The sequence below is a fragment of the Parashewanella sp. 2304DJ23-3 genome (assembly GCF_056591695.1).
In genome coordinates, this window is the sequence record NZ_JBWQOH010000002.1 from 145505 (window position 1) to 167488 (window position 21984).

Annotated in this window: 23 protein-coding genes; 2 read left to right on the forward strand and 21 right to left on the reverse strand. The window is 41.6% G+C overall.

Going from position 1 to position 21984, the window contains the following annotated elements:
* Nucleotides 1–11 precede the first annotated feature (11 nt).
* The 7 genes from AC1EU2_RS06545 to flhA are packed head-to-tail and all read right to left on the reverse strand — an operon-like array spanning nt 12 to nt 8510.
* A complete protein-coding gene (locus AC1EU2_RS06545) occupies nt 12–2210 on the reverse strand; it encodes a chemotaxis protein CheA (RefSeq protein ID WP_480297252.1) in 2199 nt (732 codons plus the stop codon).
* 15 nt (nt 2211–2225) lie between these two features.
* A complete protein-coding gene (locus tag AC1EU2_RS06550; RefSeq protein WP_480297253.1) occupies nt 2226–2963 on the reverse strand; it encodes a protein phosphatase CheZ in 738 nt (245 codons plus the stop codon).
* A 13-nt stretch (nt 2964–2976) separates the two neighbouring features.
* Nucleotides 2977–3360, reverse strand: coding sequence for a chemotaxis response regulator CheY (gene cheY / locus AC1EU2_RS06555; RefSeq protein ID WP_129946614.1), 384 nt, complete (start codon nt 3358–3360; stop codon nt 2977–2979).
* A gap of 22 nt (nt 3361–3382) precedes the next feature.
* Complete coding sequence (locus AC1EU2_RS06560) at nt 3383–4102, reverse strand: RNA polymerase sigma factor FliA (protein ID WP_480297256.1); 720 nt, start codon at nt 4100–4102, stop codon at nt 3383–3385.
* A complete protein-coding gene (locus tag AC1EU2_RS06565; protein ID WP_480297258.1) occupies nt 4095–4976 on the reverse strand; it encodes a MinD/ParA family protein in 882 nt (293 codons plus the stop codon). Before AC1EU2_RS06565 ends, AC1EU2_RS06560 begins: the two co-directional genes overlap by 8 nt.
* Before the next feature lie 4 nt (nt 4977–4980).
* Nucleotides 4981–6399 (reverse strand): flagellar biosynthesis GTPase FlhF, encoded by a 1419-nt coding sequence (gene flhF / locus AC1EU2_RS06570; protein WP_480297260.1) that lies wholly within the window; start codon nt 6397–6399, stop codon nt 4981–4983.
* Between the two features lie 11 nt (nt 6400–6410).
* Nucleotides 6411–8510, reverse strand: coding sequence for a flagellar biosynthesis protein FlhA (gene flhA, locus AC1EU2_RS06575; RefSeq protein ID WP_480297261.1), 2100 nt, complete (start codon nt 8508–8510; stop codon nt 6411–6413).
* Nucleotides 8511–8772: 262 nt separating this feature from the next.
* On the opposite strand from flhA, the gene AC1EU2_RS06580 reads away from it, so the two are divergent.
* Nucleotides 8773–9324: a hypothetical protein gene (locus AC1EU2_RS06580; protein WP_480297262.1), complete on the forward strand. Its 552-nt coding sequence runs from the start codon at nt 8773–8775 to the stop codon at nt 9322–9324.
* A 246-nt stretch (nt 9325–9570) separates the two neighbouring features.
* Nucleotides 9571–11187: a methyl-accepting chemotaxis protein gene (locus AC1EU2_RS06585; RefSeq protein ID WP_480297263.1), complete on the forward strand. Its 1617-nt coding sequence runs from the start codon at nt 9571–9573 to the stop codon at nt 11185–11187.
* Nucleotides 11188–11229: 42 nt separating this feature from the next.
* Here AC1EU2_RS06585 and AC1EU2_RS06590 read toward each other — a convergent pair whose 3' ends face one another.
* The 14 genes from AC1EU2_RS06590 to AC1EU2_RS06655 all read right to left on the reverse strand — a co-directional run bounded on the left by AC1EU2_RS06590 (nt 11230) and on the right by AC1EU2_RS06655 (nt 21980).
* Nucleotides 11230–11457, reverse strand: a complete 228-nt coding sequence (locus tag AC1EU2_RS06590; RefSeq protein WP_480297264.1) for a hypothetical protein — start codon at nt 11455–11457, stop codon at nt 11230–11232.
* Nucleotides 11447–12130 (reverse strand): hypothetical protein, encoded by a 684-nt coding sequence (locus tag AC1EU2_RS06595; protein WP_480297265.1) that lies wholly within the window; start codon nt 12128–12130, stop codon nt 11447–11449. Before AC1EU2_RS06595 ends, AC1EU2_RS06590 begins: the two co-directional genes overlap by 11 nt.
* A gap of 88 nt (nt 12131–12218) precedes the next feature.
* A complete protein-coding gene (flhB, locus tag AC1EU2_RS06600) occupies nt 12219–13349 on the reverse strand; it encodes a flagellar biosynthesis protein FlhB (RefSeq protein ID WP_480297266.1) in 1131 nt (376 codons plus the stop codon).
* 22 nt (nt 13350–13371) lie between these two features.
* Nucleotides 13372–14184, reverse strand: a complete 813-nt coding sequence (fliR, locus tag AC1EU2_RS06605; protein WP_480297268.1) for a flagellar biosynthetic protein FliR — start codon at nt 14182–14184, stop codon at nt 13372–13374.
* Nucleotides 14185–14188: 4 nt separating this feature from the next.
* Complete coding sequence (gene fliQ / locus AC1EU2_RS06610; protein WP_480297269.1) at nt 14189–14458, reverse strand: flagellar biosynthesis protein FliQ; 270 nt, start codon at nt 14456–14458, stop codon at nt 14189–14191.
* 13 nt (nt 14459–14471) lie between these two features.
* A complete protein-coding gene (gene fliP, locus AC1EU2_RS06615) occupies nt 14472–15218 on the reverse strand; it encodes a flagellar type III secretion system pore protein FliP (protein ID WP_480297270.1) in 747 nt (248 codons plus the stop codon).
* The gene (gene fliO / locus AC1EU2_RS06620) at nt 15205–15621 is read right to left on the reverse strand and encodes a flagellar biosynthetic protein FliO (RefSeq protein WP_480297272.1); all 417 of its coding nucleotides are present in this window, start codon (nt 15619–15621) and stop codon (nt 15205–15207) included. Before fliO ends, fliP begins: the two co-directional genes overlap by 14 nt.
* A 189-nt stretch (nt 15622–15810) precedes the next feature.
* On the reverse strand, nt 15811–16182 hold the full coding sequence (gene fliN / locus AC1EU2_RS06625; RefSeq protein ID WP_480297273.1) for a flagellar motor switch protein FliN: 372 nt from the start codon (nt 16180–16182) through the stop codon (nt 15811–15813).
* The gene (gene fliM / locus AC1EU2_RS06630; protein WP_480297275.1) at nt 16179–17219 is read right to left on the reverse strand and encodes a flagellar motor switch protein FliM; all 1041 of its coding nucleotides are present in this window, start codon (nt 17217–17219) and stop codon (nt 16179–16181) included. Before fliM ends, fliN begins: the two co-directional genes overlap by 4 nt.
* A 36-nt stretch (nt 17220–17255) precedes the next feature.
* Entirely contained in the window at nt 17256–17789 is a 534-nt protein-coding gene (gene fliL, locus AC1EU2_RS06635; RefSeq protein ID WP_480297276.1) for a flagellar basal body-associated protein FliL, read from the reverse strand.
* Between the two features lie 48 nt (nt 17790–17837).
* Nucleotides 17838–19262, reverse strand: coding sequence for a flagellar hook-length control protein FliK (locus AC1EU2_RS06640; RefSeq protein ID WP_480297277.1), 1425 nt, complete (start codon nt 19260–19262; stop codon nt 17838–17840).
* Nucleotides 19263–19361: 99 nt separating this feature from the next.
* A complete protein-coding gene (fliJ, locus tag AC1EU2_RS06645) occupies nt 19362–19814 on the reverse strand; it encodes a flagellar export protein FliJ (protein WP_480297279.1) in 453 nt (150 codons plus the stop codon).
* Nucleotides 19815–19822: 8 nt separating this feature from the next.
* A complete protein-coding gene (gene fliI / locus AC1EU2_RS06650) occupies nt 19823–21160 on the reverse strand; it encodes a flagellar protein export ATPase FliI (protein WP_480297281.1) in 1338 nt (445 codons plus the stop codon).
* On the reverse strand, nt 21129–21980 hold the full coding sequence (locus tag AC1EU2_RS06655) for a flagellar assembly protein FliH (protein ID WP_480297282.1): 852 nt from the start codon (nt 21978–21980) through the stop codon (nt 21129–21131). Before AC1EU2_RS06655 ends, fliI begins: the two co-directional genes overlap by 32 nt.
* Between the last annotated feature and the right edge of the window lie 4 nt (nt 21981–21984).

Sequence of the window (21984 nt, forward strand, 5' to 3'; positions counted from 1 at the left end):
TTGTGTATCTTTTATTTTCGATTTGCGTAATGCTTGAGTAAACCAGGCACATCTAAAATTAACGCAATTCCACCATCTGAAGTTATTGTAGCACCAGCCATCCCAGGAGTGCCATGTAATAGCGTACCTAATGGTTTAATTACAACTTCTTCTTGTCCAATCAGTGCGTCAACAACAAAGCCAATTTGAATTGTACCAAGTTGGACAATCACAACATGACCATGTTGCTTATCACCATGTCGGAAATCTGTCTCTCGGTGTAACCAATGCTCAAGATAGAACAATGGTACTGCTTTTTCACGCACAATAACCGTTAATTGACCATCAACGACATTGGTTTTGGTTAAATCTAAATGGAAGATTTCATTAACACTCGAAAGTGGCAATGCAAAAGTCTGCTCAGCTACTTCCACCATTAATGTCGGCATAATTGCCAACGTTAATGGTACTTTAATTTCTAATACAGTTCCTACACCGCGTTGAGAGTCGATATGAACCGTACCGTTAAGCTGGGTGATACGTGTCTTAACCACGTCCATCCCCACACCACGACCTGAAATATCAGATATTTCTACTTTAGTAGAAAACCCAGGAGCAAAGATCAGGTTATAGGCTTCATTGTCTGACATGCGCGCAGCTGAATCTTCATCAAGTACACCACGACTGATGGCTATCTGCTTAAGCTTCTCAGCATCCATACCAGCACCATCATCTTCAATTTTTAGAAGAATGTGGTCACCTTCTTGGCTCGCAGATAGTGTAATCGTACCTGTTCTTGATTTGTTATTCACTTCTCGCTCATCAGGCATTTCGATGCCGTGGTCCACGGAGTTTCGAACTAAATGGACAAGCGGATCAGCAAGAGCTTCAACTAAGTTTTTATCCAGGTCGGTATCTTCACCAACCATTACAAGATTAATGTCTTTATTGAGCGTTCGAGCAAGATCTCGAACAACACGAGGGAAACGGCCAAAGACTTTCTTAATTGGCTGCATTCGTGTTTTCATTACCGCACCTTGAAGATCTGCAGTAACTAAGTCTAAATTAGCCAACGCTTTAGACATTTCTTCGTCATCTCGATTGACACCAAGACTGACTAGGCGGTTACGAACTAATACCAGTTCACCCACCATATTCATGATCTGATCTAAGCGTGCAGTATCAACACGAACCGTTGTTTCGGCCTGAGCACCACCAGTGGCTCTTGCTGGAGCATCCTTTTTAGGGGCTTCTTTTTTCGTTTGAGCCACTTTTTTCGGAGCAGACTTTTTAGCCTCTGCCTTCTTAGCCGCTGCTGGAGCCTTGTCAGTTTTAACGGGTTGAGTTTTTATTTCAGGAGCGGTTGCTTCGGACTGTTGATGATTACTTGAACTTGGGCTAGTGCTCTTGCCATGCAATTCATCTAGTAATGCTTCAAACTCATCATCAGTAATTTCATCGTCAGATTTTGCTTCAACAACTTTAGGCGCACTTTCTGATTCAGCATTAACGGGCTCCGACACTTCTGCTTTAAAGCCACCTTTGCCATGTAAGTCATCAAGCAATGCTTCAAATTCATCATCAGTAATGTCACCCGATGCTATCGACTCAGCTGAAGCTGGAGGAACTGATTCAACCGCAGAGCTTCCAGCTGGACCAGGAGCATTACCTGAACCATGAAGCGCATCTAATAAAGCATCGAATTCAGATTCGGTGATATCATCAATTGAATCACTACTTTCATCTGTGACTGATTCGGAATGTTCTTGAGAAGTTTCAGGTTCCGGTTCTGGCTCTTCTTCTACAACAGCCTGTTCATTGCCAATTTCGGATGGCAGTGGCTCACCTGAACTTAATATTTTAAGAACAGCAAGAAGCTCATCAGAAGCTGGATCTTGTACTTCACCTGCTTGGGTTTGCCCGAACATTGAATTAATTGCATCTACAGCCTGTAGAATAACATCCATTAATTCTGCTGTTACATTACGTTGACCCGTGCGAAGTAAATCGAAGGTATTCTCAGCTTCGTGACAAACGTCAACCATTGGCGTTAAGCTTAAAAAGCCAGCACCACCTTTAACGGTATGAAATCCACGGAAAATAGCATTAAGCAGATCTGTATCGTCAGGGTTGTTTTCCAAATCGACTAATTGTTCTTGTAATAGCTCTAGAATTTCACCAGCTTCGATCAAAAAATCTTGGAGAATTTCTTCATCAACTGAAAACGACATGCAATTGACTCCTTGTTAGAATCCTAGACTTGATAGCAAGTCATCGACTTCATCTTGTCCAGTGACAACATCTTCCCTTGTATCGGCATTAACAATCGGACCTTCAGCCTCAATTTTATTTATTGTGGAAGGACTTTCGTTTTCATTCGATTGTTCACCGAAAATGGTTAACATTGAAATTAAGTTACTCTCGACTTCATGCACTAGAGTAATGACCCTTCTGATCATCTGCCCCGTTAAATCTTGAAAGTCTTGCGCCATCAGAATTTGATTTAACAGATCTCTCAAACGTGCTGAATCATGACCACTTCGTTGCATCATATCTTGGATATCAAAACATAACTTTTTAAAGTTTTGTAAGTCCAAATCTCGACGCATCAACCTATCCCATTGAGGTTGAACATTATTGATATTCGTAATTAACGCATTAGCAAGAGGAAGAGACTCTTCGACAGCATCCATCGTCTTGTTAGCGGCTTGCTCAGTCATATCAATAACGTAATTCAAACGCTCCTTAGCATCTGGGATATCGGTATTGGTTAACTCTTTAAGACGATTATCAACTTGGAATTCAATCAGAGCACTATGGAGTTGACGTGTTAACTTGCCAATTTCATCATAAAGATCTTTTTGAAGAGGAGAAGCCAACTCTTTAAGCAGCTCATCAGCTTTTTGTTGCTCACCAGCAGAGAGCAACTCAACAAGCTCTTGAGCCTGCCCAAGGCTAATAAGCCCTGTGATTTCTGCCTGCATAGCTCATCCTTGATTAGCCTAGTCGTTCGAAGATTTTATCTAGCTTCTCTTTAAGCGTTGCAGCTGTGAAAGGTTTTACTACATAACCATTAACACCTGCTTGCGCAGCAGCAATAATTTGTTCACGCTTAGCTTCTGCTGTAACCATCAGAACAGGGATATTCTTTAATTTATCATCAGCACGAATGGCTTTTAATAGATCAATACCTTGCATACCAGGCATATTCCAATCTGTTACAACAAAGTCAAAATCACCCTTTTGTAACATTGGCAATGCGGTTGTTCCATCGTCTGCTTCTTGGGTATTGTTAAACCCCAAATCACGCAACAAGTTCTTAATGATACGTCTCATCGTCGAAAAATCGTCAACGATTAAGATTTTCATATTCTTGTCCAAGGTTTCCTCCAGGTAACTCTATTTATTCTTGCGTCCAATCTCGTAGCTTACTTTTGAGTCGCATCATCGCTTGACTCATAATTTGGCTAACACGTGATTCACTCACTTCGAGAACAGCGCCAATTTCTTTTAAATTCAAGGCCTCATCATAGTAAAGCGACAAGACCAATGCATCTCTTTCTGGTAATTGTTTGATCCCTTCGACTAAAGCAAGCTGAAAATGCTCATCTGTCAGTGAATCAAAGGTTTCATCTTCTGGCGTATTCTCAGTAGAAATCACATCTTGTGATACACCTATGTCATCCATCCCGATAACTTTTCCTGAGGATACATCATTCAGAATTTGGTGGTATTCATCTATCGATAGGTTAAGTTCTGCCGCAACCTCTTGAACAGATGCTTCACGGCCTAACTCTTGTTCTAGCTTTTCAATTGCTCGCGAAACCATACGGTGATTACGATGTACCGAACGAGGTACCCAGTCACCTTTACGAATTTCATCAAGCATAGCGCCACGAATACGGATCCCGGCAAATGTTTCAAACTTTGCGCCTTTGGAACCATCAAATTTCGAGGATGCTTCGAGCAACCCCATCATGCCAGCTTGCAATAAATCATCAAGCTGAACAGATGCTGGTAATCTCGCCAATAAATGATGAGCGATTTTCTTAACCAACGGAGCATACTGTTCGACTGTCGATGTTTTATCGTCAAAACTAGTATACGCTGCCGCTTTATTCACTCGACCTGTCCTCTTCCTGCTCAGGGCGCTTAACTAGACGTTCAATAAAGAACTCTAAATGCCCGCCTGGTTGCTGTGGAATTGGCCAACTAATAATTTTATTCGCCAGACCATGATAGGCAATTGTAGCAGGTGATTTAGGAAATGCTTCTACGACCAGTTTCTGTTTACGTACAGATTTGCGTAAGTTTTCATCAAACGGTATCGTAGCAACCAGTTCAAGAGCGACATCAAGAAATCGATCTGTCACTTTGCTTAACTTAGCAAACAGTTCCATTCCTTCACGCAGGCTCTTCACCATATTTGCGACAATCTTAAAACGGAACACGCCGTGTTCACGACTTAAAATCTTAATCAAAGCATAAGCATCAGTAATTGATGTAGGTTCGTCACAGACGACGATAAGTACGTCTTGTGATGCGCGAGAGAAACTCAATACCATATCTGATATACCCGCTGCCGTATCGACAATCAGTACATCAAACTGAGTTTTCATTTCACTGAAGGCGCGAATAAGACCTACATGTTGCGCTGAACTAAGCTCCACCATAGCCTGAGTGCCTGATGTTGCTGGAATGATACCGATACCTTTTGGACCTCGAACGATAATATCGTCCAGTTCAGCTTCACCTGATAATACGTGAGATAGGTTTTTTTCAGCTCTAATGCCTAACATTACGTCGACATTAGCAAGACCTAGATCGGCATCTAATACCAAAACTCTCTTGCCTTTTTCGGCAAGTGCTACTGCTGTGTTGATTGAAGCGCTGGTTTTACCTACGCCCCCTTTACCACCACTAACGGCAATAACTTTTACTTTTTCATTGTTAGGTTGATTCATCATACGTAAACCGCTTGCTTGATCTTGGGTCATAGCTTTACTCAAATGCATGGGCTAATTCGGTGGCCCTCACCGGTTGAACAAATTCTGGCTCAGATTCATCTAAGACAGATAACGCCTGCTCTGCAAGCTTAAAGGTATCAGCAAGATGGATATCTTCTGGTACTCTTTGGCCGTCAGTGACATAGTTTAATGGAAGCTTGTTGCTAATTAATACACTTAATGCACTTGCTAATGAAACTGACTCATCTAATTTTGTTAAAACGGCACCCGCTAATGGCACTCGTTTGAAGTATTCTACGGCTTCCTGCAGCACTCTTCTTTGAGCTGTCGCAGACAATACCAGATAATTACGGATAGGTATGCGTTTATTTGCATTTAAATTATCAAGTTGTTGATATAAACGCTGATCTCGCTGTCCCATACCGGCAGTATCAATCAATACCAGTTTTCTACTTCTGAATTGATATAAAATTTGTTCCAATTCACTTACGTCGTGAGCAAGCTTTACCGGACACCCCATTATTTTGCCATAAGTTGCCAGCTGCTCATAGGCTCCGATGCGATAATGATCCATCGTAATCAACGCAACTTGGTCACTGCCGTGTTTCGCTGCAAACCTTGCTGCAATCTTAGCCAAAGTTGTTGTTTTACCCACACCTGTTGGGCCAACTAATGCTACTACTCCACCTCGATTAACAATGTCATCACCCTGATTATCGAGTAAATTCGCTAAACTCTGTGGTAATGCTTTTACTAAATCGGCTGGCTTATAATGTTGAGTAAGCTCAGACAGTTGTTTCGCTAATGCTGGTGTAAATTCAGCTTCCAGTAATTTTGTTTCCAGCATTGAGCCGACAGGATCAACTTGCTGCTTTTTATCTGTCATCAAGCTTGAAACTTGATGCGTCAATAAACTGCGTAAAGACGCTAATTCATCTCGCATCGCTTGCATTTCATTACTAACAGGAACGGCTGTTTCTGTTTTTACTTTCATGGCCTGACGATGATTTTGAGCTGGTGCAGCTTGTGAGTTTCGGCTAGCTTCAAGCCCTTTGGCCCATGAAGGCATATCAAGTTCATCTTTGGCTTCTTGTTCTTGCTGTTGAAGCTTAGCGTGTTGACGTTCCAATAAGGCTTGTAACGAATCCGCCGGTGCTGCCTTTGGCGTTTTCATAGATTTCTTAACAGGCGAAACGTCAGTCGGCTTGGTAGCACGAACTGTATTAGCACCAATTGAAACTCTATCGTCAGACAAATCCATAAATGAGCGTTTAGGTGCCTTCGGCTCAACTTTAACTTGCGGCTTTGGCTCATCGTAATCAACTGCGGCAACGATCTCGATACCACCGTCTACTTTTTTGTTGGACATGATTACAGCATCAGAACCCAAGGTTTCCTTCACTTGTGCTAATGCTGTTCTCATATCTTTGGCAAAAAAACGTTTTATCTTCACGGCTACATCCTCTACTGACCGACAGCTGATACAATTCTAATTTGTTTCTCATCGGGAACTTCTTGATAAGAAATCACCCTCAAGTTTGGAATGGTGTGCTTAACAAAGCGTGACAATGTCGAACGCAGCATTCCCGATGTCAACAATATGGCAGGTTGACCGGCCAATTCTTGCTGCTGCGATGCATCGTTTAACGACTTCTGCATACGCTCTGCAAGGCCTGGCTCAATATTTGGTCCGTCTCCACCTGTTGCCTGCATAGACTGATGCAACATCTGTTCCAACTCTGGAGCCAAAGTTATGACAGGTACTTCTAATTCAGGTCCAGCTATCTCCTGAACGATCATTCTCTTCAACGCAATTCGCACAGCTGCGGTCAATACTTCAGTATCTTGGCTCTTAGTACCGTACTCCAATAAGGTTTGTACAATTGTCTTCAAGTCACGTACTGAAACACCTTCGTGTAATAGGTTTTGCATAACTTTCACAACAATGCCTAATGACATGACGTCAGGAATCAAACCATCTACTAACTTAGGCGACTGTTTTTGTAAAATATCAAGTAATTGTTGAACTTCTTCATAACCAAGTAGCTTAGAAGCATTATTGGTAAGTAGCTGACTGATGTGAGTTGCGACTACGGTGGCGGCATCCACAACGGTATAACCTAATGTTTGTGCATGCTCACGCTGCTCTGGCGAGATCCACACAGCATCTAAGCCAAATGCCGGATCTTTGGTCTCTATCCCATCAAGCTTGCCATAAACTTGTCCCGGATTAATAGCCAACTCACTGTCATGTCGAATCTCAGATTCACCAACCACAACACCCATTAATGAAATCTGATACGTATTTGGTGCTAAATCTAAGTTATCGCGAATGTGCACTGCTGGTACTAAGAAACCGAGTTCTTGTGACAACTTTTTACGAACACCTTTAATCCGCGTCAGTAATTCGCCGTCTTGCGCTTTATCTACGAGAGGAATTAAACGATAGCCCACTTCAAGACCAATTGTGTCAACATGACGAACATCTTCCCAACTTAACTCTTTAACTTCTTTATTGTCTTTTTCAACAGGTGGAGCTTTAGCAAGTTCTAATGCCTGTTGTTGTTTTTGTTTATTACGACGAAATACAAAATAAGCCGCACCAGCAGTCAGTAATGCAAAGCTGATGAAGGCAAAATGTGGCATACCCGGTACCAAGCCCATGATCATCAATAAGCTAGCTGCAATCATTAATGACTTATGATTGTCAAACATCTGACTCATCATCAGTTTGCCCATGTCGCCAGACTCATTTTGTCGAGTCACCATTAATGCGGCAGCAATAGAGAGCAACAAACCTGGAATTTGAGCAACGAGACCATCACCAATGGTAAGTAAAGTATAGATTTCAACCGCACTCGATAAATCGAGTCCATGCTGCACCATACCGATAACAAAACCACCAATGATGTTAATAATCAGAATCATGATGCCCGCTATGGCATCACCTTTTACGAATTTTGATGCACCATCCATCGCTCCGTAAAAATCAGCTTCTTGAGTGACATCTTTACGACGTTCTTTAGCTTGTTCTTGGTTAATGAGCCCAGCATTTAAGTCCGCATCAATCGCCATTTGTTTACCTGGCATTGCATCCAAAGTAAAGCGAGCGCTAACTTCAGCAATACGCCCCGCACCTTTGGTAACTACCACAAAGTTAATGATGATTAAGATAATAAAAACAATTAAACCAACGGCATAGTTACCGCCAATAACGACTGAGCCGAAAGCTTCGATGACCTTACCTGCGGCATCACCGCCATTGTGGCCTTCAAGTAATACCACACGGGTGGACGCTACGTTTAATGCTAAACGGAGTAAAGTTGCGATAAGTAAAACGGATGGGAATGCCGCAAAATCTAATGGACGGTCAGTATAAATTGCAACCAAAAGTACAATTAAGGCTAACGCAATATTAAAAGAAAATAAGGTGTCGAGTAAAAGAGCTGGCATTGGCAAAATAATCATCGCCATTGCAGCCAATACTAATAAAGGTGTACCAATACCTTTAAGGTTATTGACATTAAACTGTTTAACTTGACCTAGCGTTGCTTTTACATCCATTACCGATAGCCCAAAGATTGACGCAAATATAGTATCTATCTTGTATAAAGCAATTATTAGGCCAACTATTTAAAATAGCTTAGTGATAGTCAATATTAATTATTTTTAACTTGTATAAAAAAGCTAAATTTTTAATCATGTATTCAATTAAGAAAACCAGCTCATTCGAAAAAAACCTCAGCATTCATAATCATTTCAACAGTATATATTTTTTCAGTTAATGCTTTGTTGAAATTGATAAATCAATGAGAAAGAAATTGATATGTCTATACAACAAATTTCTATGACCCCCCTAAAATGGAATGGTCGTGAATTCGAACAACCAACAGATGATCAATTAAGAGCAGTAGATTCAGCAGCTCAACAATTTAACATTGAAGGTGTAGGACATAATGACAATAAACCTAATGTCATTGTAATACCTTACAGAACATCTGTTTTAAATCGGATAAGTACCATTACTTTTACAGTGGTTGATAACAGTCATGGTTCCAACAATATAAAACTAAGTTTTAAATCCTTTAATTGGCTTGGAAACGAAAAATCAACTAGGAAATCTACGAACCTAACTAATAAATTTGATATAAAAGGAGATGATATAGGAACATTATCTCGCACTCGAAGGTGGGGAGCTGATATTGAAAGCGCTGCTTCAGTTAATGGCTACACTCCAGAAAGTCAGCCGCTATTGCCGAAGAAAAGAAGTAATCATTTAGAAAAAATAGCTCGATTTTTATGCTTTCCTATGCCAGCAATCGGCTGCTTTGTACAAGCAAATCTTGTAAGAATTAAAGCAGAACTACCACAAAAATGAACGACACCAAAAATAAACCGTGAGACATGGAAGCAACAACGTCCAATTGTATCGACAATTTATACTCAACGTTTCAATATATGATCCAAATCAACGTTTGGCGTGATTTAGATCACTATTCTTTGTGCTCACTTGAAATGTGAACTTTATTTATCCATATAAGCATGTATAAGCTTTTTTATGTTAAGACTTATTCATAGCTGACGATATAGATTCATTAGCTGACAAAAATAAGAATTGAGCATTATGTCTAAGCCTCTGTCCATCCGTTCTCTGGTGTTAACAACTCTAGCGATAATATTTCTTTTCGTACTTGCATTTACGTTGTGGTTTAGTTCATCAAGTCAGAGGGCTCATCTAGAGGAATATGCCCAAGACCATACCCATAGTTTAACGAAGTCCTACTTCGATTCTCTGAACACCATGATGCTCACAGGCACCATTGGTAACCGAGAGCTTTTGCGTAAAAAAATGACCGCTGAAGACGAGATTAAAGATATCCGCATCATCCGTAGCCCTGCATTGAATAAAACCTTCGGCAAAGGACTCCCAGGAGAAGGGGTTCAAGACAACTTCGATAAACAAGCCTTAGCTGGCAAGACAGTTAATACCATCATTCAATCAAAAGATGGCCGTGTACTTACGCGAATCGAGCCCATTTTAGCAAAAGCTAATTACCAAGGCGTTAATTGCTTGGGCTGCCATCAAGTTTCCGAGGGTACCATTCTTGGCGCAACTCGAATCGATTACTCTCTCGCAAAAAGTGATAAGCAACTTGAGAAAAGTTTATTCACCAGCGCTCTAATTCAAGCCGCTCTGTTTATAATCGCATTTGTCATTACCGGCTTTATTCTTAACCATTTCGTTATTAGCCGATTACGACTTCTCCGACACACAATGACACAAGTTACTGAACAGTCTGACTTAACACTACAATTGAGTGTCAATCGCGACGATGAGATTGGTGCGGTGTCGAAAACCTTTAATCAAATGGTTACCCGAATCAATGATACGCTTTGTACAGTTGTCACTAATGCTAGAGAAGTTAACGAGAGTGCTAAAAGCATTGCCTCAATGGCAGAAACAACAAAGCATGAAGTTCTTGCCCAAAAATCAAATACGACTCAAGTTGCCACGGCAATGACAGAAATGGCAGCTTCGGCAGAGCAAGTCAAAGCCAATGCTGAGACAACCTTTTCACACTCACAAACGACCAGTTCAGCCGCCTCGGACGGGGAAAATAGAGCTCAAATTGCAGTAAATGCTATTGAGACACTTAGCCAAGAAGTTCAGCAAGGTGCTGCAAAAATTCAGCAACTCAATCACCGAAGTGATGAAGTCGCAGCTGTACTTTCAGTAATTTCGGGCATCGCAGAACAAACCAATTTACTGGCATTAAATGCTGCCATAGAAGCAGCACGAGCTGGAGAGCAAGGTCGAGGTTTTGCAGTAGTTGCAGACGAAGTCAGAACCTTAGCATCGCGCACTCAAGAGTCTACCCAAGATATCCGTAAAACCATTGAGGGGCTGAGGGAAGAAGCTGCAGACTGTGTACAAATCATGGATAAAGCGTCAGATTTCGCCCAACAACAAGTGGCTGCCATCCAAACTGTAGCTGAAGAGCTTAAACACATTAACGACTCAATTGATGAAATTTGTGAGCTGAATGCGCAAATGGAAACCGCAGCAAGTGAACAAAGCCATGTTTCAGAGTCGATTAACGCTAATGTCATCGAGATTAGCCAGTCAGCCGAAACAACTTCTATTGATGCAGAAAGTACCGCTGCAATTGCAAATAAACTTCTAGAGATGGCTGATAAACTTGAGCAAAGTGCGATGCAGTTTAGACTAAAAGAATCATAGTCGTATAATTTAGAGACTAAATGCCGAGGTAAATCTCGGCACTTAACTCGTCTGAATCAAACACTCAAACTCATCCAAAATATCATTAATATGCTGAAAACTGTCGGCAATAAAAATTTTATTCTGCTTATCAGTAATATTGAATGAAGTTCTGGCAGCTTTTAACGACAGAGGATGCTTTTCGACATTTTGACTTAAAATAGCTTTAGATTCGCTCCATGAACTTAATAAAGCAGCGCCAATGAGCTTAATTTCCCCATCACATTTCATCGCACCGTACTCTGCGAGAGTACCAGTGAAGATTTTGGAGCATTGTAAATAAACAGTTTTTTTCTCGCTTTCCATGTAATTCAATCAGTTGTGATTCAATCTCGGAGATATTTGAAGCTGTCTGCTCACTTTCTTTCAAATTGGATAACTCCCTAAGAATAGAGTGGAACGACTTATCATATTGAGAAGATTCCAATTTTCTTGAAAGAACTCCAAAACGATTCAAAATAGCTTGATATTCACCATCGAAAAGTAATGGGATATGTCCAAAACACTCATGAAAAATATCAGGTGCTGGAGAGTATTCGATAAATTCCATTTTTCTCAAATTTACTGTTACTGGTAACACTTTATAGAAATGAAGATCTAGGTAGATCTTAGGCGGAATGAACCCATCAACAGGTGCTGCTACCCACTCTTGTCGAACTAAAAGCTTATTAATTTCATCAAATTTAGCAACAGTATCTACTGAAAAATCTAAAATATTTAGTCCATCTAAATGCTTAGGATGAGCAACCTTGTTGATATGTAAATAATTCTGCTTCAATAAGAAGCCCCAACGTTTATTTTCAACGTCTGAGTACTTAAAATTCAATTCTGGCAAAATAAATTGAGATAACTCAAAAGGTAATTTTTCTAGCTTTTGAAGCGCCGCCACTTTAGTAATTCTCAATTGAGGCTCCCCTAAACCGAATGGAAAATATCTTAAAGGATTACATTTGATAGTACATTAGTTTAGCGTCTTCAATAATGTAAAATATTTAATGTTTAAGCTCATCAGGAATCGGCTGCTCTACAGGAACAGGGGTAGGTTTACGTCCTTGACCTTTCTGATACTGACGTAACTGAAATACATAAGCCAGCACCTGAGCAATTGCAGTGAATAGGCCATCAGGGATTTGTTGGTCGACCTTAGTTGTATAATAAATAGCACGAGCTAATGGAGGAGCAGATACGATTGCGATCTCGTGTTCACGGGCGATTTCTCGAATCTTAAATGCAACTTGTTCAACGCCTTTTGCAACAACATAAGGTGCCGCCGATTTAGAGGCGTCGTACTTCACTGCAACCGCATAATGTTCAGGGTTAACAACGATAACATCAGCATTAGGAACTTCCGCCATCATCTGCCGTTGTGCAATTTCACGTTGTAGTTGGCGAATACGACCTTTAACTTCAGGCTTGCCCTCAGTATCTTTATATTCGTCTTTCACTTCTTGTTTCGTCATTTTCAGTTGTTTATTGTGATTCCAAATTTGATAAGGAATATCAATGGCCACAATCAATAATGTTGCGCTACAAAGCAAGATAAACATCCAAACGAGAAGATCTAGCCCCTCATAAACATTATTTGGTAAGTGCGAAGACGACAGACCTAAGATGTCATTAAAGTAGAACTTAAGCAGTAAGAAAGCTGAAATTGCAACAACCGAAAATTTAGCAATACCTTTGGTAAGCTCAACCACCGCTTGAATGCCAAACATCCGTTTAAAGCCACTTAACGGATTCATTTTACTGCCCTTTGGCATAATGGCTTTAGATGAAAAAGACATCCCACCAACAACAATATTACCGAGAAACGCAACAATAGCCACGAGTACAACAATCCCTAAGACAGGCAGTGCCAATTCCTTCCCGACGATCCCAAACACTTTAAGCATCGAGCTAGTATCGAAGATATCTGCCCTTTCTATGGTGAAAATCTCTGTCATTAAGCGCACTAAACTTTGCGCCAAACTTGGGCCTAACATGGCAAGCGCTATCGCTGCTGAAAGTAAAACGGCTGATGTACCTAACTCTTTCGATCGTGCAACCTGTCCTTTGTCTCGCGCCTGTTGTAAGCGCCTACTGGTGGGGGCTTCACTCCGTTCTTGTCCATCACTCTCAGCCATTTTACCGCTCCATTTTCGCTGATTACCTTGTTACAGGTATAAGGTTAGGGTTAACAGTACATTGAAGTTCAAGCATGTTGCACATTAACACCTGTGCTGCTTTCCAAACTTCATGAAAGTGAGCCATGATTGGCGAAAGTGTTAGCCAAAGTATTAATAAGCCGCTCAACATGGTGATTGGGAAACCAATTGAGAAAATGTTTAATTGTGGTGCTGCTCGCGTCATTACACCGAATGAAAGGTTAATGAGTAATAAAGCTAAAATGGCTGAAATTGACATCGTTAGTGCGGCACCAAACATGTAAGCTCCCCAGTCTGCGGCAGCCCGATAACTGGCAATATTAATTCCCGTTTCAGACACAGGTAACGTATCAAAACTGGCAATCAGCATTTTAATCATCATTAAATGACCATCGACAGATAAAAAAATAAACGTCGATAGAATGAGAAAGAAGTTACCTACAGCAGGTACTTGTTGCCCAGAACCAGGATCAACCATTGACGCAAAGCCAAGTGAGGTTTGCATACCGATAATTTGCCCTGTTAACACAAAGGTTTGAAGCAGCATCTGGCTAACAAATCCCATTGCGGTTCCAATCATCACTTGTTGGGCTGTTATAAAAAAAGACTGAAGAGAAAAAAGTTCAACATCAGGCATTTTGGGCAACATCGGCGACACGGCAACGGTTATGGTAACGGCAGCCATCAATCGAACACGCGCAGGTGTGGTTCCTGCACCAAAAATCGCCATCACCATCAACATACTGGCGATACGAAATAGCGGCCAGAGATAGCCAGCGATTCCTTGCTCAATGGTGCTCATCAACAGGTGCATGAACCTAGCCTATAACCTGTGGAATGCGATTAACCATTTCAAAAAAGAATTCCATCATGGTCTGAATTAACCAATGGCCTAATATCATTAACGCAAATAACGTCATTAACAAACGCGGTAAGAAACTCAACGTTTGTTCGTTGATAGAGGTTGCGGCTTGGAACACTGCAACCACCAAACCCACAGCTAGACCTGGAATGATGATCACTGAAACCAACAACACAATAACCGATAAGGCTTCACGAAAAATGTCGACGAGTGCTTCTGGGCTCATACTTCGACTCCCGTCAGGATAATCCAAAGCTGTTGGCTAGAGTACCCATTACAAGCCCCCAGCCATCAACTAATACAAATAGCATGATCTTAAATGGCAGCGATACAATCATCGGCGAGAGCATCATCATACCCATTGCCATTAAAATACTCGCAACCACTAAATCTAAAACCAGAAATGGCACAAATAACATAAAACCAATTTGGAACGCTGTTTTTAATTCACTTGTGATAAACGCAGGGATCAGCACCTGCATCGGCGCTTCTTCTGGGGACTTAATATCTTTATAACCAGAGATTTCAACAAACGTCTGTAAGTCCGTAGTACGAGTCTGTGACAGCATAAACTCCATTAACGGTTTTTTACCCACATCATAAGCCTGCTCGATGGTCATTTGCTCATCCATGTAAGGCTTAACAGCTTGATCATAGATTTTATTGAAAACAGGTGACATGATGAAAAACGTCAAAAACATACTGATACCAATCAGTACCTGATTCGATGGTGTTTGCTGCAAACCAATGGCTTGTCGCAAAATAGACAATACGACAATGACACGGGTAAATGACGTTAGCATGATAACCATTGCTGGCAAAAAGCTCAGTGCGGTCATCAACATCACGATTTGCATCGTCACAGAATACTGAGTCGAACCATCAGCCCCAGTCGATACGGTTACAGCAGGTAAAATACCTTGTTCTGCAAAAGCTACTGGCGAAATCAGCAATAAAGAATAGATTAATAACTTAAGCAGACGCATCTTTACTTCCCATTTTACTGCTTGCTTTTGCTTGTCTTAATTTACTGGCAAAAGATTCCGCTTTTACTTCAATAGGGTCTTCAATTTTTTCAATAAGATTAACTTGCTGAGGCGTCACACCTAGCAGATATTGTTTACCATTGACTTCCATCAAGACGACTTTTTCCTTTTGCCCCAACGGAGCAACGGCAACAGTTTTTAAAACATTATTGGTTGATGGAGCCAGATTAAAGCGTCTAACGACATAGGCGAGCACAAAAATAAGAGCTAGAACGACAACGAGCCCTCCAATCATGCTAGTAAAACTTCCCAAAGTACTTGGAGCAGCATCTGTTACGGCAGGCACACTTTTATCTGTGAGAGATGTAGCGGTAGCAGCTAGAGCAGTAATGAGAAAACTCACTTTGTTCTCCCTTATTAATTGTTAATTTCTTCCTTGCTCTACTTTAGCAGAAATTAGGTCGATTGGCCGAGAAAAGATTGATGATTTGTTATCCCGGTTGAGCCGGATAACAAGTGATATCTCAAGTGAAGAGTAAGGATGCAAGACTCCTGCCTCAACAGGAGTGAATACTTAGCATCATGAGCTTAACTATTTCAGCTTTTTGATTCGTTCTGTCTGACTAATAACATCAGTGAGTCGAATACCAAACTTATCATTTACTACGACGACTTCGCCATGAGCAATCAAGGTACCGTTGACCATTACGTCAAGCGGTTCACCTGCAATACGATCAAGTTCAACAACCGAACCTTGGTTCAATTGTAATAAGTTTCTGATGCTGATGTGACTACGTCCAACTTCCATTGAGATGGTGACAGGAATATCCAGAATGGCATCTAGGTTTTCCTTATCAGCCCCAACGCTTCCTGATTCATCACTCAGTTCCGTTAATTCAGCAGCACTGACTTCTTCAATGGCTTGTTCGGCCATGGCGCTTGCCCAATCATCTTCTGTATTCATACTTCATCCTTTACTTCAGCAACTTCATTCGATTTTCGTCTCAAAGTTACTAACTGCAACTCAGACTTCACGGTTTCAGGCCGTGGAATTTTTTCACTTACTTTAAGTGCGAGATTATCTCTGGACTTGCCAAGCTTACAGCGGAACGTCGGCAAATCTTCAACTTTCATCAATACGTGCTCTGGAAGTTCTACAGGGATAACATCCCCCTCTTGCAACTTCATCACGTCACGCAAAGTAATCTCTTCTTCAGCAATTGTTGCATTAAAGCCTACGTCAACATCCATGATTTCATCACGGAGTGCTTGAGACCAACGCATATCGGTATCTTGCTTATCACTTTGTACACCTGCATCTAAGAGTTCACGAATTGGCTCTATCATTGAATATGGCATTGCGATATGGAAGTCACCACCTCCACCATCCACTTCAATATGGAATGAGCTGATCACAACCACTTCTGTCGGGCTGACAATATTGGCCATCGCTGGGTTAACTTCAGAGTCAAGATAATCAAACTCAACATCCATTACAGGCGCCCATGCTTCTGTGTAATCTTCAAAAATGATTTTAAGCAACAACTGGATAATTCGACGCTCAGTTGGGGTAAATTCACGGCCTTCAATCTTGGCGTGAAAGCGACCATCGCCCCCAAAAAAATTATCTACTAGAATGAAAACCAAACGGGCTTCCATTGTGATAAGCGCAGTACCTTTTAATGGGCTGAGGCGCACCATATTCAAGCTTGTTGGTACAAATAAACTGTGAATGTACTCACCAAACTTGAGCATTTGTACGCCGTTAATTGATACTTCAGCTGTGCGACGCATCATATTAAACATGCTTATACGCAAATGACGTGCAAATCGTTCGTTAACGATTTCCAGCGTCGGCATACGACCACGGACAATTCGATCTTGAGAAGAAAAGTCATAAGACTGTGCAGATTCATCACCGAAACCTGCATCATCTTCTTCTACGTCATCAACCCCATGGAGCAACGCATCAATTTCGTCTTGGCTTAATAAATCACTCACAATAACTGCCTTATTTCTGTGATGTTTGCAGAACGATTACTGCATTACAAATCCAACGAACAACACTTTTTCTACGCCTTTGCGGCCAATAATTGGCGTCAAAACATTTTGCACATTAACTAAAGCCTGTTGGCGTAATTCATCTTTACCCGCTTGGGTACTTAATTTTTGTACATTAGAGCTACTAAATGTTGATAGCAATTCCGACTCAACCAATGGGATATGCTTTTGTACTGCAACTTCATTATCTGAGCCTCTAACCATCAGTTGCACTTTAATTTGCACAAGTACAGAACGCTTGGCACCAGGCAGATTGAACAAAAATGGTCTTGGTAGTGCAACGTATTGCGCTTGCCCATCACTCATTTTTTCACTATCACCCGCGACTTGTTCAGCAGGAGCGCTTGCACCATCTGCCATTTCAATATCGGCACTATCATCGCCAGAAAGCATGAAAAACGCTCCACCAGCAATTGCCAGCAGTAACACTACTGCTGCAATGATGATCACAAGCTTATTTTTTCCTTTAGGTGCTTGCTCTTCTAGTGATAGTGTTTCTTCCTCAGCCATAATTTCTCCGTTTTACTCTTAGGCGCCATTTCCGCATAGCTTAAAGGTTTATGCGTAATAATCTATACCTGAAGATTGATCTGCTGCGATATTAATCAATGAAACTTCTTCTGTTTCAACTGTCGAATCAGCATAAGCATTACGACCTGATCCGGTTTCACCGTCATCACCTTGATTTCCACGGTCATTATTTCCGCCGTTGTGGTATGACACTTCGCTATCTGCTAGGTTCATGCCTTGCTCTGCAAGCATATCTCTCAATCTTGGAGTAGCTTGTTCGAGCAATTCTCTTGCTGCTGGGTTAGCAACTTGGAATTGCACTTGCGTTTGGTCGTTTTGTACTTGAATTCGAACCATCATATGCCCAAGCTCTGGCGGGTCTAAGCGGATTTCAGCTTGTCCCATTCCATTATTCACCATCGCCATGACTTGCTGCTTCATTACTGGAGCAAAGCGCTGGATCATATCCTGCATCTGTACTTGTGGCTCAGAACCTTGTTTGAGTGACACGTTCAAGCGTGGTACGTCCGCTTTGGCATCAAGTCGCTCATTACCGGCTAAAAGAGTATTGTTTTGACCGAAATTAAGCGGTGATGACTTTGATGTCGATTTTTCTACTCCATCGATACTGTCAGAAACATCTTGAACACTGTCGACCTGTATTTCTTCAGGCGTAGGCTGTCCGAGCTTTATTGATTGAGCTTCAATGTTTTTCTGTTCCGTTGAAATACGCTTAGTATCATTTTTTGCCACTAATACTTCAGGAGTAATGGCTGGTTTCTTAGTATCTTTATCTATTTCCGCTTCGACAGATTCAGCCATGTCGTCGATGCCGACTGCAACAGCCATATCATCAGCTAAAGCACCCTCTGTATTTGGAGTAGCATTAGGCTTTGCTGTCGACTGAAACGTTGAATTAATGGTTTTCAAGGAAGTTTCGGTGTTATTTAGTGTAGCATTGGAAGCGTTTATTGAAGAATGCCCAACTGCAGCGGTACCGCTAACCAGAGACACGTCGATATCTGTCATTGACTCTACGTCAGACTCTGCTGTAATTTTCGTTCCTGAATCGAGAACTGTAGATTCTGCGGCTAAAATATCTGCGTCACTAACTAAAGTTTCTGCGGCTACATTTTGTCCAGTTTGCGGCAAAAGTTCGCCACCAACTTGTAAATTTTGTTCTGGATTCTTGTTCAGCTCAGTATTAAAGCTGACAGAATGACCGATTTGCTGAAGCAATTCTTCAGGGGAAGTGGCAAACGTTTCCTCAAGAGGCGCTTCAACTAAGGCTTCTAATTGATCATAAAACTGTTTTGACACATCAACATTCGCTTCACCATCAGAGCTTTCAGACGTTTTTTCAATTGCAAGAATACTCGCAAACAGCGCATCAATGCCTTCTGGTTGTTGCTGACTTGAGTTCAACGCTGATGAATCAGCACTCATTTGAGTTGTTGAATGTATTTGTGGCACTACGACTTCCTCCATTGCAAGTGTCAATAAATCCAATTTGCACTTGTACAGAGATACAACAGCAAAGCTTATGCCAAAAGTGAATATTTGGTAACTTATTTATTTCTGGAAATGTTTATTACGAAAGAATTGCTGCACTGCAAATTCATCAAACATTTTTTGCTCTGACTTTGCTTCTGCTTGTTGGCGTTTAAAAGCTTTCTTTTCTAGGAGTAATTCGACGGCTTTACGTTTCTGTTGCTTCTCGAGCCAGTTCTTCTTACGGTGATCTTTTAACTTTTCTGCTTCTTTTACCGCCAAGACTTGCTGCGAAACAGCTTGATCAATTTGAGCGATGAACTTATGAAACTGCTGGTATTGAGATGAAGTAAGGTTAGTACCAACTTTATCTTTCATTTGAGACATATAATCTAAACGATATTGATTAAGAGCATCTAATTGGGATTGAGCTTTTTGCACATCCATTGTTGCACTTCGAAACTGCAATGAAGCTTGCTCTTCAGCTTCTGTTGCGAGTTTTAACACGGTAAAAAGCGGATCTTTACTGGCCAATGTTCAACCTATTTAATTTGTGCGGCAATTTGAGTAAGCATCTTTGCGCAATCTTCAAAACGAAGTGCATCCCGCATACCTTGCCTCAAAAAAGAATTCATTGCTGGTTGTAATCTGATTGCATTATCAAGCACTGGATCGCTACCTTGATTGTATGCTCCAATTGAGATCAAATCTTTATTCTGCTGATAATGTGAATACATTTGTTTTACTTTACGCATGCACTCTAGGTGCTCAGCACTGATCACCATGGGCGCTACACGGCTGATACTGGCTTCAATATCAATAGCGGGATAGTGCCCTGAGTCAGCCAGCGTTCGAGACAATACAATGTGGCCATCAAGAATAGCCCTTGATGCATCTGCAATAGGATCTTGCTGATCGTCGCCTTCAGTTAGCACAGTATAAAATGCCGTAATTGAACCTTGCGTTCCGCCACCATTACCAGCTCGTTCAACCAACTTTGGTAATTTAGCAAATACCGACGGCGGATAACCTTTAGTTGCGGGAGGCTCACCAACCGCAAGTGCAATTTCACGTTGCGCTTGGGCATAACGGGTTAAGCTATCCATCAGTAATAGTACGTTATAGCCTAAATCTCTGAAGTACTCTGCAATACGAGTTGAAGTTTCACAGGCCCTCAATCGCATTAACGGTGATGTATCTGCTGGTGCAGCCACAACGACTGAACGAGCTCTGCCCTCTTCACCCAAAATTTCTTCAATAAACTCTTTTACTTCTCGGCCACGTTCACCTACAAGGCCAACAACAATAACATCGGCGGTAGTACCACGTGTCATCATGCCTAATAGCACACTCTTACCGACACCAGAGCCCGCCATAAGACCCATACGCTGACCAGTTCCAACCGTTAGCATTGCGTTAATAGCACGAACACCGACATCGAGTGGCTCAGAAATAGGACGGCGATTTAACGGATTAATCGCATCTGCGTGAGTGCTCGCCTGCTCAGCATTTCGAATACAGCCAAGGCCATCGATAGGTTGACCATTACCATCTAACACACGCCCAAGTAATGAAAGACCGACATTTAGACCTGACTTTTGACCAAGCGGCACAACTCTCGCACCTGGTAAAACGCCACGAATTTCTTCAACGGGCATTAAATAAAGCAGTTCATCATCAAACCCTACTACCTCAGCAGTCAATTCACCTTCAATGGTTTCTATTGAACACAAACTGCCAACAGGTGCTCGGCAACCACTAGCTTCAAGCGTTAAGCCGACAACACGAACTAATTGCCCACTCGCTACAGCTCTGAAGGGCGTGGCTTTCTGGTTGTATTGTTCTAGTTTATTCAGTAGGTTCTGATTCTGTTTGCTCATCACTTGGCTCCGCAGTATCGGATACTGAATTGGCTTTCTCTGCTTTAGCGATTTCGTCTGCTAATGACTGTTGCAGCTGTTTTTGAAGTTGAGTTTGTTGCTCGGTTAAATAATTTAAAACAGCCTGTGTACGCAAGGTAAGTCCCATATCAACTTCAGACTTCAAACTACCCACAATACAGTCACCTTGTTCAAGAGTGGGGTCAGATTCAATCTCCCACTTGTTTCTATCTAATTGGGCTACGCTGTACGCGGTTTCAACGAGTTCAGCATCTGCAGGATTGAGACGAATCGTAACTTCTTGCTTTTTGAGGGGTAGTGCATCAATACCTTGACGCATGACACTTAAAATGTGTTCTGGGTGTGTTTTGACTTCACTACCAATAACCGCTTTTGTTAAGTTGGTCGTAAGGTTCAGTAAACTCGTCTCTACTTGGGAGTCAACGGTCGCAATGGGGTTTTCTATATGCTTAACTAACTGCTCTAGACGCTCAAGTAAGCTTTTTGCTTCAACTAAACCTTCCTCTACGCCTTGTTGTTTCCCTTGATTAAAGCCTTCTTCGTGACCTTGTTCAAGCCCATCTAGTCGACCTTTTTCTAGACCTTCTTGATAACCTGCTTCTCGTCCAGCCTCACGCGCTTCTTCTTCGGCTTGGGCTTGCATAGCTTCAAGCTCAGCCATGGTTAACGGTACTACAGACTCTTCTTCTTCGACTTCTGTTTGAGAATAAGGCTGGCGCTCAAATAAGGTAATGTCATCGCCAGCTTCTTCGGTTACATCTGGTAATTGCCAATGCTGAAAATCATTCTCTTCTGTCATGCGT